This window comes from Streptomyces sp. NPDC001415, from assembly GCF_053597395.1.
On sequence record NZ_JBSFIE010000001.1, the window covers coordinates 274,214 to 287,514 of the forward strand.

Genomic DNA, 13,301 nt, shown 5'->3' on the forward strand with positions numbered 1-13,301 from the left:
TCCCACGTCAATCGCACTTCAGTCGTACGGAGCGTGCGCCCGCGCGCGCTCTTGGTGAGACCACCACCCGCCCAAACGTGATCTGAGTCACTGTCAGCCCAGCGGACCTCCAGGGTCTCCTACTGTTGTCCGCAGTGACTTCCTTCGACTCCTCCCCCACACTGAACGCCTGGCGCGCGCTGCTCGCGCTCGCCGTCGTGTTCGTCATGCTCGCGACCTCCGGCTGGACGGCGATCCGCGGCCACGCAGGCGACTCCGCACCGCGCGCCAAGGCCCTCGCGGCCTGGGCGAGGGGCACGATAGACGGCCACAAGCTGCCCAAGGCGGACGACACCGCCCAGCAGCTGGCGCAGTTCTTCGGCTCGCTCACGCCCGCCGAGCAGGGCACCCTCGCCGACCAGTACCCGCTGGTCGTGGGCAACCTGAACGGCGCACCCGTACCGCTGCGCTACAAGGCGAACCGCGTCGCGCTCACCCAGGCGCGCGCCGTCGAGCAGAAACGCATGGTCGACAGCCGGCTCTCGTCCGACGGCCGCCAGGACGCGGGCCGCCGGATGCACCGGTTCGACTCGCTGCTCGACGACGACCGCCAGATCCTCGCCTTCGACCCCTCCGACAGCGGCCGGGTCGCGGAGGTCTTCGGCGACCTGGACCACGCCGAGCGGGTCTCGGTGATCGTCCCCGGAGTCGACACCGACGTCCTGACCTTCGAGAAGACCAACAAGAAGAACACCGCCCCGGTCGGCATGGCCCAGTCGCTGTACGCGGCCGAGCGGACGGCCGCGCCGGGCACCCGGACCGCCGTGATCGCCTGGGCCGACTACACGGCGCCGGCCGGTCTCGGCATGGACGCGGCCATCGGCAAACTGGCCGAGGACGGTGCCGTACGGCTGTCCGCGATGGTGCGCGCGCTGCCCGGGAAGTCCTCGGTGGAGCTGTTCTGCCACAGCTACGGCTCCGTGGTGTGCGGCGTCTCGACGCGTCAACTGCCGCCCCGGGTCAGCGACATCGCGGTGGCCGGCAGCCCCGGCATGCGGGTGCGCAACGCCGCCCAGCTGGACACCTCGGCGCGGGTCTGGGCGATGCGGGACAAGGACGACTGGATCCAGGACGTGCCGTACCTGGACGTCGCGGGCCTCGGCCACGGCGCCGACCCGGTCTCCGAGGCCTTCGGCGCGCGGGTCCTGTCGGCAGCCGGAGCCATCGGCCACACCGGCTACTTCGAGCCCGGCACCAAGAGCCTCGCCAACTTCGCGGCCATCGGAGTTGGCGCGTACCAGACGGTCGGCTGCGCCGACGGCGGTGCCGGCTGCGGCAACGGAATTTCCGACCGGCCGACCGCTTGACGGGCACACCGACGGGCTGACACGCGTAGACACCGCGTGATCGCCGGAGCGCTCGCGCGGCAACGGGGTTTTCTCCGAGGGGGGACGCGCGGGCGTACGCCGCCTACGATGAGGCGCATGGGTGATGTGCTGGCCGGAATTCATGCCACCTGGGAGTTCGAGTCCGACTCCGTGCTCATCCGCTTCGAACGGGGGATACGCGCGCCGAAGCTGTTCCAGGCGCTGCGTGAACGACGCATCCCCCACGAGGCGTTGGAGTCGGTGACGCTCTCCCCGGGCAAACGCGGCACGGTGGTGCTGCACGCGGTGCCGAGACCGGGCGCCGACCCGCTGATGGATGCCGCGGCGGGCCAGTTGAAGGAGTCCTGCGACCCCTACCGTCTGGTACTTCCGGCCGAGCGCGAGACGCTCGCCGAGTACTACGCGGACGAGCTGCGGGACTCTTTGCCGCCGTACGCCCGCGAACCCGCCGACCGCCATCTGGTGGCCGCGCCCGAGGCCCCGCTGAACTTCAAGGCGTACGACGGCAAGGCCTCCTTCGACGGCCGGCAGGTCACGTTCCGCTGGTTCTGGACGGGCGCGTCCTCGGAGAAGTGGAAGGCCGGCGACCAGACCTTCCCGGTCGGGGCGCTGAGCGGCGTCGAGTGGCGCTCCCCCGAGGTCTTCGACGGGCACCTGCGGCTGCTGCGCCGCGAGGCCGACGGGTCCGCCGCGCAGGCCGACCGCGACCCGGCATCCGTGGTCTTCGGCCTCGGCTACGGCCCGGTGCACGAGTCGCTGCCGTTCGCGGCGGCGGTCCTGGCGGCCGTACGGGGCGGCAGCGGCCCCGCCGTCCCGCACCAGCCGGTCCCCGTCGCGGCGGGCCGGCGCGACCCGGCGGACATCGCGGAAAGGATCCGCCACCTCGGCGACCTGCACCGGGCGGGCCTGGTCACGGACGACGAGTTCACCGCGAAGAAGGCGGAACTCCTCGCGGAGCTGTAGACCGCCGGGCTGATACCGGAGTCCGGGGTGCGGGTAGCACCCCGGTATGACGCGCGGTGGGCCCGGTGCTGCCTACGCTGGCCGGGTCATGAAGATCGCACCCGCCTCCCACCGCGCGCTCGCCCTCTTGCGGCCGCCCCCCGAAGCCACCCGGCCGCTGTTCTCGCGAGCCCCCAGGCGCTGGCAGCGGTGGAGTCCGTACTTCGTCGTCGGCTGCTTCGTGGTGGCGCTGCTGCCCATCACGATCACCGTGCTCGCCAGCGACTACAAACTCGGCGGCGGCTGGGCCGGGGCGCTGGGGGTGGCCCAGACGGTGCCGCTGCTGCTCGCCGTGACCCGGCCGATGCCCGCCTGGCTGATCATCCTGGCCTCCGACGTCCTGGGCGCGCTCCTGCTGTACGGCGCCGATACGACCGGCCGCGCCTGGCCGTGGACGCCCACGGTGATCGTCGGCTATCTGGTCCTCATGGCCTGCCTCGGGCTGCGCGAGACGACCCGCACGCTCGTCGCGGTGTGGCTGGCGACGGTCGCGGCCAGCCTCGCGCTCGGCGTCTTCCCGCCGAGCGGCTCCACCAGCACGTACGTCCTGCTCTTCGTCCTCTCGGGCGTGGTGCTGGCCTTCGCGGGCGCGGTACGCAGCCGCCAGGAGGCCGAGCGGGCGCTCGCCGAGCAGGAGAACATCAGCGAGGCCGAGCGCGCCCAGCGCACCCTCCTGGAGGAACGCGCCCGGATCGCGCGCGAGCTGCACGACGTGGTGGCCCACCACATGTCGGTGATCACCGTGCAGGCCGACTCGGCGCCCTACCGGCTGACCGGGCTCGACGAGGCGGCCCGGGGTGAGTTCGAGGCCATCGCGTCCAGTGCCCGGGAGTCGCTGAGCGAGATGCGGCGCCTGCTCGCGGTGCTGCGCAGCGACGGCAGCGGCGAGGAGGGCGGCGAGCGCGCTCCCCAGCCCGGCGTGGACCGCCTCCAGCAGCTCGTCGAGGCGACGGTACGGGCCGGACTGCCGGCCAGGCTCTCCCTTGCCGCGGACCTTCCCGCGCTGCCGCCCGCGGTCGACCTGTCGGCGTACCGGATCGTGCAGGAGGCGCTCGCCAACGTCGTACGGCACGCGCCGGGCGCCACGACCCGCATCTCCGTCACGTGCGACGACCGGCATCTGACGGTGGTCGTCGTCAACGGCCCGACGGCGGGCCGCACTTCGCCGCTGGAGGCCACCGGTACGGGGCACGGCCTGGTCGGCATGCGTGAACGCGTACGGTTGACCGGCGGGTCGCTGGACACGGGGCCGCTGCCGGACGGCGGTTTCCGGGTGGCGGCACGCCTGCCCCTCGATTCCCCCTCCGCATCCGAACTCCCCTCCTAAGGACGCCAGTTGACCATCCGCGTGATCATCGTCGACGACCAGGCCATGGTGCGGGCGGGGTTCGCCGCGCTGCTCTCGGCGCAGGCCGACATCGACGTGGTGGGCGAGGCGCCCGACGGCCGCCAAGGGGTCGAGGTGGCCCGCTCCACCCACCCGGACGTGGTCCTCATGGACGTCCGCATGCCCGAGATGGACGGGCTCGCCGCGGCCCGCGAGATCCTGGACCCGCCGGCCGGCGTCGTCCACCGCCCGAAGGTGCTGATGCTGACGACCTTCGACGTCGACGACTACGTGTACGAGGCGCTGCGCGCGGGGGCGTCCGGATTCCTGCTGAAGGACGCGCCGCCGGCCGACCTGATCGGGGCCGTACGGGTCGTGGCGGCCGGCGAGGCCCTCCTCGCGCCGTCCGTGACCCGGCGCCTCATCGCGGACTTCGCGGCGCAGCGTCCGACGCCGCGCAAAGGGGCGGCGGCGCTGCGTCTGAACGGGCTCACACCCCGGGAGACGGAGGTTCTGGAACTGATCGCCCGGGGCCTTTCGAACCAGGAGATCGCGGGACGCCTGGTGCTGGCCGAGCAGACGGTGAAGACGCACATCGGGCGGGTGCTGGCGAAGCTGGACCTCCGGGACCGGGCGCAGGCGGTGATCTTCGCCTACGAGGCGGGCGTGGTGCGCCCCGGTGACGCCGGGTAGCCTCACCCACCCCCTACCCAGGTATCACCCCCCACCCAGCCCCCCAGTGTGACGCCCCGCGCCCCACCGCCTTCCTACCTTCCTCCTCGTCAAGGGACGACAGAGGAAGGGAAGTCGCGGCATGCAGCGGTTCGGGAGGGCGATGATCGCCTCCGCGTTGGTGGTCACGGCCATCGCGGGTACGGCCGGGTGGGCCACGGCCGACGCACAGCAGGCGGTCACCGGGCCACCCCCCGGCGCCGCCGCCTGGCGGGCCGACACCGTGATCGGGCGCCCCCTGCCCGACCCGGCGAGCGCGAGCCCCCGCGAAGTCGCCCTGTTCTTCGCCGGGTTGAGCGAGGAAGAGCAGCAGACCCTGGTCCGGCGGCACCCCGAGACCGTCGGGAACCTCGACGGCGCCCCCGTACGCCTGCGGTACGAGGCCAATCGGCGAGCGATAGAGGAATCGCACGACCCCCGGTACGCGCGGCTCGCCGACCCGTCCCGGCGGATTCTCGCCTTCGATCCGCGAGGGCGGGGTCAAGTCGCCCAGGTTTACGGGGAGTTGACCGACGCCGCCCACGTCTCCGTCATCGTCCCCGGCTCCGACATCGACGCCGCCACCTTCGACCGCACGAACGACATCTACGGCACCCCCGCCGGCATGGCCGCCTCGCTGCGGGGCGCGACGCACGACGCGACCGCCGTGATCGCCTGGGCCGGGTACACCACCCCGGTCGGGGTCGGGCTCGACGCGGCGACCGGGGGGCTCGCCGAGGCGGGGGCCGAGCGGCTGACCCGGCTCACGGAGGGGCTCGACGCGGTCGGCGCGCCCGACCCGGTGCTGTTCTGTCACAGCTACGGCTCCGTGGTGTGCGGGCTCGCGGCCAAGGACACCGACGCCTCGGACATCGTCGCGCTCGGCTCCCCCGGCATGCGCGCCGACACCGTCGGCGACCTGGGCACCAAGGCCCGGGTGTGGGCCGCCAAGGACCCCACGGACTGGATCGACGACGTACCGCACGTCGAGTTCGCGGGGCTCGGCCACGGCGCCGACCCCACCGACCCGTCCTTCGGCGCCCGCCGAGTGCCCGCCGCCGACGCCAAGGGCCACACCGGCTACTTCGCCCCCGGCACCGAGTCCCTCGACGCCTTCGCCGCCATCGCCACGGGAGATGTTCGATGAGTGCCTTGACCAGGGCCGTCGCGGATATTGAGCGCAGGACGCCCGCCCATCGCGACCGCGCGATCGACGGGCTGCGCGCCCTCGCGCTGCTCGCCGTGCCGACCGGGCACTGGCTGCTCGGCGGGTTCACCCGCGACAGTGCCGGCGCGCTGCACAACGCCAGCCCGCTCTCCACCTTCGCGGGCTTCGCGCCGGCCAGCTGGATCCTGCAGATGCTCGGCATCTTCTTCCTGGTCGGCGGCTACGCCTCCGTGCTGTCCTTCCACCGCAGGAAGGGGTCGACCGCACAGTGGCTCAAGGGCCGCGTCGCCCGGCTCGGGCGGCCCGTGCTCGGCGTCACCGCCGTCTGGGCCGCGATGATCCCCGCGCTCTACGCCCTCGGCGTGTCCCGCGACACCCTGCGCACCGGGTCCACGCTGGTCATCCAGCCCCTGTGGTTCGTGGGGGTGTACGTCGGCGTCACCGCCCTCACGCCTTACTGCGTACGCACCGCCCGACGGATGGGAGGCTGGGCGGCGGCTCCGCTGCTCGCCGTCGTCGCCGCCGTCGACTTCCTGCGGTACGGGCCGTACGCCGACTCCATGCCGTCCTGGCTGTCGCTCGTCAACATCCTGCCGGGGTGGATGTTCGCCTACCAACTCGGCGTCTGCTGGGCGGAGAAGAGGATCGGGCGCAGGGGCGGGTGGTTCTTGTTCGCCGGCGGGGCACTGCTCTTCGCCTCGCTGCTCGTCTTCTTCCACTACCCGGCGTCCATGGTCGGCGTGCCCGGTGAGGCCCGTACCAACTCGCATCCGCCGTCGCTGCTCGTGCTCGCGCTCGCCGCGGCCCAGTCCGGCGCCGCGGTCCTGCTGCGCGACCGCATCGCCAACTGGCTGAGGAAGCCCGCCCTTTGGGCACCCGTCGTGGTCGTCAACCTGTCCGCGATGACCATCCTGTGCTGGCACCAGACGGCGATGCTCGCCGCCGCCGTACCGGCCTCGTTCGCCGGGCGCGTGCCGGGGCTCACCACCGCGCCGGACACACTGGCGTGGATCGGTGAACGGCTCGCCTGGATGCCGGTGTTCGCGGTGCTGCTCGTGGTGATCGCCCGCTACGCGCGGGGCTTCGATGCGCCCTGGACGAAGGCGACGAAGGCCCGCCGGGCAGCGGCGGGGCTGCTCGCGGCGGGCTTCGCGGTGTTCGCGCTGGGGCTGGCGTGAGCCCCGGCGGTTCGCGCGGCCTACTGCTCGCGGGCCGCCGAGGTGGACGACATGTCGGGGTAGCGGTCGCCCGCGACCTGCCCGGCGATCGGCTCCAGGAGCGCCAGCTCCTCGGCGCTCAGCGTGATGCGGGTCGCCCCCGTGTTCTCCAGGAGGCGGCTGCGCTTGCGGGTGCCCGGGATCGGGACGACGGTCAGGCCGTGCACCTGGGCCCGCTGCTGCACCCAGGCCAGCGCGATCTGCGCGGTCGTCGCACCGTGCGCCGCGGCGATCTTGTGGAGCGGTTCGAGCAGGGCCGCGTTGGTCACGGCGTTGTCCCCGGTGAAGCGGGGCTGGAACTGGCGGAAGTCCCCGCCGGACAGGTCCTTGCCCGCATCGGCGAACGCCCCGGTCAGAAAGCCGCGGCCGAGCGGCGAGTACGGCACGAAGGTCACGCCGAGCTCGGCGGCGGCCGGCACGGCGCTGCGCTCGACGTCGCGGCTGAAGACCGACCACTCCGACTGGAGGGCGGCGATCGGGTGCACGGCGTACGCCTCGCGCAGCTCGGGACCGGTGACCTCGCTCAGGCCCAGGTACTTGACCTTGCCCTCCTTGACCAGCTCGGCCATCGCGCCGACGGACTCGGCGAGCGGCACCTCGGGGTCGCGGCGGTGCATGTAGTAGAGGTCGATGACGTCGATGTTCAGTCGGCGCAGGCTCGCCTCGACGGCCTTCTTGATGTACGCGGGGTCGTTCCGGATGCCCCGGTAGTGCGGGTCGTCCGCGCGGCGCTCGATGGCGAACTTGGTGGCCAGGGTCACCTCGTCGCGGTGGGCGGCGAGGAAGGGGGCGAGGAACTCCTCGTTGGCCCCGGAGCCGTACACGTCCGCGGTGTCGATGAGGGTGACGCCCAGCTCGACGGTTGCTTCCAGGGTGTCGCGGGCGGCGGCCTCGTCGGTGTCGCCGTAGAACTCGCTGATGCCCATGGCGCCGAAGCCCTGGACGCCGATCTGGGGGCCCTCGGTGCCGAGCCGGACGGTGCTGATCTTCTCAATCGGGCTGTTGCTCATGGGGTGTTCAGACCCTTTCCGACGCCTTGCGGGCGTCCGCATAAAAGTCGATCTTGTAGTCGAGTACGGCGAGCGTGTCCTGGAGCTCCGCCATGCGCGTGATGACGTCGCGCCGGGTCTGCTCCAGGAGCTCCTGGCGCGCCTCGAAGGTGTGCGCCCCCTCGCGGACGAGTTCGGCGTAGCGGACCATGTCGGCGACCGGCATCCCGGTGAGCCGGAGCTTGCCGACGAAGGACAGCCAGTCCAGGTCCTTGTTGCTGAACCGCCGCTGGCCGGTGTGCGAGCGGTCCACGTGCGGCATGAGGCCGATCCGCTCGTACCAGCGAAGGGTGTGCGCGGTGAGTCCGGTGCACGCCACGACCTCGCTGATCGTGTAGCGGTCCTGGCCGTCGGGGCGGGGGTGGAGCGGCCGCGTCGCGCAGAGGCCCTGCTGGACCCGGTCCACCGTCACCGCCGTGCTTTCGATCACCGTCATGACCTCCACGCTAGATCCTTGGAGTGCACTCCAAGCAAGCGAATTCCGTGACGTGTTTCGTGCCGTACGCCGGGCCCGGTCCCGTCGGCCCCACCGCCCACTTCACGCCGTCGCCGCTCGGCACGATCGAATACCGGCCCGGCGATCCCGGCAACCCGACGGCACAGTTGGGGAGAGCCGCTCCACGCCTCGCCGGGCCGCGTCCACAGCCCCGGATCCCGCCATGCGGCCGTCGCCTCAGGACTACTAGGCTCATACGCATGGAGAGCCTGCGGATCATCGAGACCTGGCCCGTACCGACCGCCGCGGCGGCCGTGGTGCGGGCCGACGGAACGCTTGCCGGCACGCACGGGCCGGTGTCCCACCGGTTCCCGCTGGCCTCCGTCACCAAGCCGCTCGCCGCCTACGCGGCCCTCGTCGCGTACGAGGAGGGGGCGATCGAGCTCGACGAGCCGGCCGGGCCCACCGGCGCCACCGTCCGCCACCTGCTCGCGCACACCTCGGGGCTCGCCTTCGACGAGCACAAGGTGATGGCGCCGCCCGGCGAACGCAGGCTCTACTCCAACGCCGGGTTCGAGGTGCTCGGCGACCACATCGCCAAGCAGTCGGGCATCCCCTTCGCCGACTACGTACGCCAGGCGGTGTTCGAGCCGCTCGGCATGACGTCCAGCATCCTGGAGGGCTCGCCCGCCAAGGACGGCGTCTCCACCGTCGAGGACCTCGCGAGGTTCGCGGCGGAGGTGCAGGCACCGCAGCTGCTCCACCCGGCCACGGTCGCCGAGGCGATGCACGTGCAGTACCCGGGCCTCAAGGGCGTGCTGCCCGGCTACGGCCACCAGAACCCCAACGACTGGGGCCTCGGCTTCGAGATCCGCGGCTCCAAGTCCCCCCACTGGACGGGCAGTTCGTCCTCGCCGCGCACCTTCGGCCACTTCGGCCAGTCCGGTACGTTCCTGTGGATCGACCCGGACGCGGGCCTCGCCTGCGTCGCCCTGACGGACCGCGCGTTCGGGCCCTGGGCCGCCGAGGCGTGGCCGGTGTTCACCGACACGGTCCTGGCCGAATTCACACGGAGCTGAACTCCCAGAACAGCACCTCGGCGCCGTCGTCCGCCGTCAGCTCCAGGCCGAGCGCCCCGGTGATCCGCGCCGAGTCGCCCGGCCGAAGCTCCTCCTTGGCCAGGTGCACCCGGCCGCGTACGACATGGACGTACACGCCGGGCGCGTCCGGGACGGCGGTGCGCTCGCCGGGCGCGAGGCGGCGGACGTACAGCAGGACGCCCGCCGGGAGCACCGCGTAGGGAGTGGAGTCGGCGATGCCGCGCACGATGTCGTACGCGGGCTCGCCGCCGGGCTTCTTCGGCGCGAGCCACATCTGGAGGAAGACCAGCGGGGTCTCGCCACCGTTCCGCTCCTCGTGCCGCATGCCGCCCGCGGAGCTCAGGCACTGCACGTCGCCGGGGCGCACCACCGTGGTGTGGCCGGCCGAGTCGCGGTGGGTGAGCTCGCCCTCGATGACCCAGGTGAGGATCTCGGTGTGGCTGTGCGGGTGCTCGTCGAAGCCCGCGCCGGGCGCGAGCCGCTCCTCGTTGCAGGCGAGGACCGGCCCGAAGCGGAGGTTGTCCGGGTCGTAGAACCGGCCGAAGGAGAAGGCGTGCAGGGACTCGATACCGGCGCCCGGGTCGCCGCCCCGGTAGCGCTCGTCGCCGCGCCTGACAGAAATCACGCCCACCACCGTAGACCCGGCCCGGCGGGCGGGGTTCCCGATAAGGCAGTCTTGTCCCCGTGCCAGCACCCGATCCCGTACATCCCGCGAAGAATGCCCATCCGCATGCCGCGACCCTGAAGCGTCTTGAGCAGTCCTCGGGGCGGCTCGCCGCGAACGCGATCGCCCGCATGGACGCGACGCTGCCGTGGTACCGGGCGATGCCGCCGGAGAACCGGTCGTGGATCGGTCTGGTCGCCCAGGCCGGTATCGCCGCGTTCACCGAGTGGTTCCGGCATCCCGAGACGCCGCAGGCGATCTCGACCGACGTCTTCGGCACGGCCCCGCGCGAGCTGACGCGGGCCATCACGCTGCGGCAGACCGTCGAGATGGTGCGCACCACCATCGAGGTCATGGAGACCGCGATCGAGGAGGTCGCGGCGCCGGGCGACGAGTCGATCCTGCGCGAGGCGCTGCTCGTGTACGCCCGCGAGATCGCCTTCGCGACGGCCCAGGTGTACGCGCAGGCCGCCGAGGCCCGCGGCGCGTGGGACGCCCGTCTGGAGTCGCTCGTCGTCAACGCGGTGCTGTCCGGCGAGGCCGACGAGGGCGCCGTGTCGCGGGCAGCGGCTCTTGGCTGGAACTCGCCGGAGCACGTGTGTGTCGTGCTCGGTACGGCGCCGGACGGCGACAGCGAGCTGACCGTGGAGGCGATCCGGCGGGCCGCCCGGCACGCCAAGCTCCAGGTGCTCACCGGGGTGCTCGGGTCTCGGCTGGTCGTCATCGCGGGCGGCAGCGACAACCCGCTGCAGGTGGCGAAGAGCCTGATCGGGCCGTATGCCGCGGGTCCCGTCGTCGCGGGCCCCGTCGTCCCGGACCTGCTGGCCGCGACCCGTTCCGCGCAGGCGGCGGCGGCCGGCCTGAAGGCGTGTTCGGCCTGGCAGGACGCACCCCGGCCGGCTCTCGCGGACGATCTGCTGCCGGAGCGGGCGATCGCGTCGGATCCTGCCGCGCGCGAGCAGCTGGTGGAGGAGATCTACAGACCGCTGGAGGAGGCGGGCTCGGCGCTCCTGGAAACCTTGAGTGTTTATCTGGAGCAGGCGAGCAGTCTGGAGGGCGCGGCCCGGATGTTGTTCGTCCACCCCAATACCGTTCGCTACCGGCTCCGACGTGTGACGGACGTCACCGGCTGGTCGCCGTCCGACGTGCGTTCCGCGTTCACGCTGAGGATCGCGCTGATCCTGGGGCGTCTGGCCGACGGAGATTCGCAGTCCTAGACTTTTGTCGGACACCCACAATTCCCCCGACGGTTCTTCGTCCCTGTCCCCACGGGCGTGCGGAGCCGTCCACAAGAGAGAGTGTGAGAGTGCTCGTACTCGTCGCTCCCGGCCAAGGCGCTCAGACGCCCGGCTTCCTGACCCCCTGGCTCGACCTCCCCGGCGCGGCCGACCGGCTCGCCGCGTGGTCGGACGCCATTGGTCTTGACCTCGTCCACTACGGCACGCAGGCGGACGCCGACGCGATCCGCGACACCGCCGTGGCCCAGCCGCTGCTGGTCGCCGCCGGTCTGCTGTCCGCCGCCGCCCTGGGTGACATCGCCCCGGGGGCCGTCGCCGGGCACAGCGTCGGCGAGATCACCGCCACCGCTTTCGCGGGTGTCCTCTCCGAGGAGGCCGCGCTCGGTTTCGTCCGCAAGCGGGGCCTGGGCATGGCCGAGGCCGCCGCCGTCACGCCGACCGGGATGGCCGCGCTGCTCGGCGGCGAGCCCGAGAACGTGCTGCCGCACCTGGAGAAGCTGGGCCTGACGCCGGCGAACGTGAACGGCGCGGGCCAGATCGTGGCCGCCGGCACCGCCGAGCAGCTCGCCGCCCTGGAGGCCGACAAGCCCGAGGGCGTGCGCCGCGTGGTGGCCCTGAAGGTCGCCGGCGCTTTCCACACGCACCACATGGCTCCGGCCGTGGCGGCCCTCGACGAGGCGGCCAAGTCGCTCGCCATCGCCGACCCGAAGGTCACGTACGTCTCGAACGCGGACGGCAAGACCGTGGCGAGTGGCCAGGAGATCGTGGCCCGCCTGGTCAACCAGGTCTCCAATCCGGTCCGTTGGGACCTGTGCATGGAGACCTTCAAGGAGCTGGGTGCGACGGCGCTGGTCGAGCTGTGCCCGGGCGGCACCCTGACCGGGCTCGCCAAGCGCGCGATGCCGGGTGTGAAGACCGTCGCCCTGAAGACCCCCGCCGACCTCGACGCGGCTCGCGAGCTCATCGCCGAGCATGCATCCGCCTAAGGAGCCGAGAGCCATGTCGAAGATCCGGCCCAGCAAGGGCGCCCCGTACGCGCGCATCATGGGCGTGGGCGGCTACCGTCCCGTGCGGGTGGTGCCCAACGAGGTGATCCTGGAGACGATCGACTCCTCAGACGAGTGGATCCGTTCGCGTTCCGGCATCGCCACCCGCCACTGGGCCTCCCCCGAGGAGACCGTGGCCGCGATGTCGATCGAGGCCTCGGGCAAGGCGATCGCGGCTGCCGGCATCTCCGCCGAGCAGATCGGCGGCGTGATCGTCTCCACCGTGTCGCACTTCAAGCAGACCCCGGCCGTGGCGACGGAGATCGCCGACAAGCTGGGCACCGGCAAGGCGGCCGCCTTCGACATCTCGGCGGGCTGCGCGGGCTTCGGCTACGGTCTGACCCTGGCCAAGGGCATGATCGTCGAGGGTTCCGCGGAGTACGTCCTGGTCATCGGCGTGGAGCGGCTCAGCGACCTGACCGACCTCCAGGACCGTGCCACCGCGTTCCTGTTCGGCGACGGCGCGGGCGCGGTCGTCGTGGGCCCCTCGGACGAGCCGGCCATCGGCCCCTCCATCTGGGGTTCCGAGGGCGACAAGTCGGAGACCATCAAGCAGACCGTGCCGTGGACCGAGTACGACAGCTCGGGCAAGTTCCCCGCGATCACGCAGGAGGGCCAGGCGGTCTTCCGCTGGGCCGTGTTCGAGATGGCGAAGGTCGCCCAGCAGGCGCTGGACGCGGCCGGGATCAGCCCGGACGACCTGGACGTCTTCATTCCGCACCAGGCCAACATGCGGATCATCGACTCGATGGTGAAGACTCTCAAGCTGCCGGACCACGTCACGGTCGCCCGTGACGTGGAGACCACCGGCAACACCTCGGCCGCCTCGATCCCGCTCGCAATGGAGCGGCTCCTGGCGACCGGACAGGCGAAGAGCGGCGACACCGCGCTCGTCATCGGCTTCGGGGCGGGTCTCGTGTACGCCGCGACGGTCGTTACCCTCCCCTAGGCACTCCGGATCTTCCGGAAGCCCGTA

13 protein-coding genes are annotated in these 13,301 nt (G+C 72.2%); 10 read left to right on the forward strand and 3 right to left on the reverse strand.

Annotated features, from left to right (window positions below; all coding sequences use genetic code 11):
- Positions 1–134: 134 nt before the first annotated feature.
- The 6 genes from ACWC2B_RS01240 to ACWC2B_RS01265 all read left to right on the forward strand — a co-directional run bounded on the left by ACWC2B_RS01240 (position 135) and on the right by ACWC2B_RS01265 (position 6,753).
- Entirely contained in the window at positions 135–1,346 is a 1,212-nt protein-coding gene (locus ACWC2B_RS01240) for an alpha/beta hydrolase (RefSeq protein ID WP_450714345.1), read from the forward strand.
- 117 nt (positions 1,347–1,463) lie between these two features.
- The gene (locus ACWC2B_RS01245) at positions 1,464–2,330 is read left to right on the forward strand and encodes a DUF4429 domain-containing protein (RefSeq protein WP_450714346.1); all 867 of its coding nucleotides are present in this window, start codon (positions 1,464–1,466) and stop codon (positions 2,328–2,330) included.
- An 88-nt stretch (positions 2,331–2,418) separates the two neighbouring features.
- Positions 2,419–3,696, forward strand: a complete 1,278-nt coding sequence (locus tag ACWC2B_RS01250; protein ID WP_450714347.1) for a sensor histidine kinase — start codon at positions 2,419–2,421, stop codon at positions 3,694–3,696.
- A gap of 9 nt (positions 3,697–3,705) precedes the next feature.
- Positions 3,706–4,389 (forward strand): response regulator, encoded by a 684-nt coding sequence (locus ACWC2B_RS01255; RefSeq protein WP_450714348.1) that lies wholly within the window; start codon positions 3,706–3,708, stop codon positions 4,387–4,389.
- A 121-nt stretch (positions 4,390–4,510) separates the two neighbouring features.
- Complete coding sequence (locus ACWC2B_RS01260) at positions 4,511–5,554, forward strand: alpha/beta hydrolase (RefSeq protein WP_450714349.1); 1,044 nt, start codon at positions 4,511–4,513, stop codon at positions 5,552–5,554.
- The gene (locus ACWC2B_RS01265; RefSeq protein ID WP_450714350.1) at positions 5,551–6,753 is read left to right on the forward strand and encodes an acyltransferase family protein; all 1,203 of its coding nucleotides are present in this window, start codon (positions 5,551–5,553) and stop codon (positions 6,751–6,753) included. Before ACWC2B_RS01260 ends, ACWC2B_RS01265 begins: the two co-directional genes overlap by 4 nt.
- A gap of 20 nt (positions 6,754–6,773) precedes the next feature.
- Here ACWC2B_RS01265 and ACWC2B_RS01270 read toward each other — a convergent pair whose 3' ends face one another.
- Both ACWC2B_RS01270 and ACWC2B_RS01275 read right to left on the reverse strand, forming a co-directional pair.
- On the reverse strand, positions 6,774–7,802 hold the full coding sequence (locus ACWC2B_RS01270) for an aldo/keto reductase (protein ID WP_450714351.1): 1,029 nt from the start codon (positions 7,800–7,802) through the stop codon (positions 6,774–6,776).
- A gap of 7 nt (positions 7,803–7,809) precedes the next feature.
- Positions 7,810–8,277, reverse strand: coding sequence for a MerR family transcriptional regulator (locus ACWC2B_RS01275; protein WP_450714352.1), 468 nt, complete (start codon positions 8,275–8,277; stop codon positions 7,810–7,812).
- Between the two features lie 260 nt (positions 8,278–8,537).
- Between ACWC2B_RS01275 and ACWC2B_RS01280 the strand changes: the two genes are divergently transcribed.
- The gene (locus tag ACWC2B_RS01280; protein ID WP_450714353.1) at positions 8,538–9,356 is read left to right on the forward strand and encodes a serine hydrolase domain-containing protein; all 819 of its coding nucleotides are present in this window, start codon (positions 8,538–8,540) and stop codon (positions 9,354–9,356) included.
- Here ACWC2B_RS01280 and ACWC2B_RS01285 read toward each other — a convergent pair.
- Positions 9,343–10,002, reverse strand: coding sequence for a pirin family protein (locus ACWC2B_RS01285; RefSeq protein WP_450714354.1), 660 nt, complete (start codon positions 10,000–10,002; stop codon positions 9,343–9,345). The genes ACWC2B_RS01280 and ACWC2B_RS01285 overlap by 14 nt on opposite strands.
- A gap of 59 nt (positions 10,003–10,061) precedes the next feature.
- Here ACWC2B_RS01285 and ACWC2B_RS01290 point away from each other — a divergent pair, with 59 nt between their 5' ends.
- From ACWC2B_RS01290 to ACWC2B_RS01300, 3 genes are all read left to right on the forward strand, one after another.
- The gene (locus tag ACWC2B_RS01290; protein ID WP_450714355.1) at positions 10,062–11,258 is read left to right on the forward strand and encodes a PucR family transcriptional regulator; all 1,197 of its coding nucleotides are present in this window, start codon (positions 10,062–10,064) and stop codon (positions 11,256–11,258) included.
- An 89-nt stretch (positions 11,259–11,347) separates the two neighbouring features.
- The gene (locus ACWC2B_RS01295) at positions 11,348–12,265 is read left to right on the forward strand and encodes an ACP S-malonyltransferase (RefSeq protein WP_450714356.1); all 918 of its coding nucleotides are present in this window, start codon (positions 11,348–11,350) and stop codon (positions 12,263–12,265) included.
- Positions 12,266–12,278: 13 nt separating this feature from the next.
- Entirely contained in the window at positions 12,279–13,274 is a 996-nt protein-coding gene (locus ACWC2B_RS01300; protein WP_450714357.1) for a beta-ketoacyl-ACP synthase 3, read from the forward strand.
- Positions 13,275–13,301 lie beyond the last annotated feature (27 nt).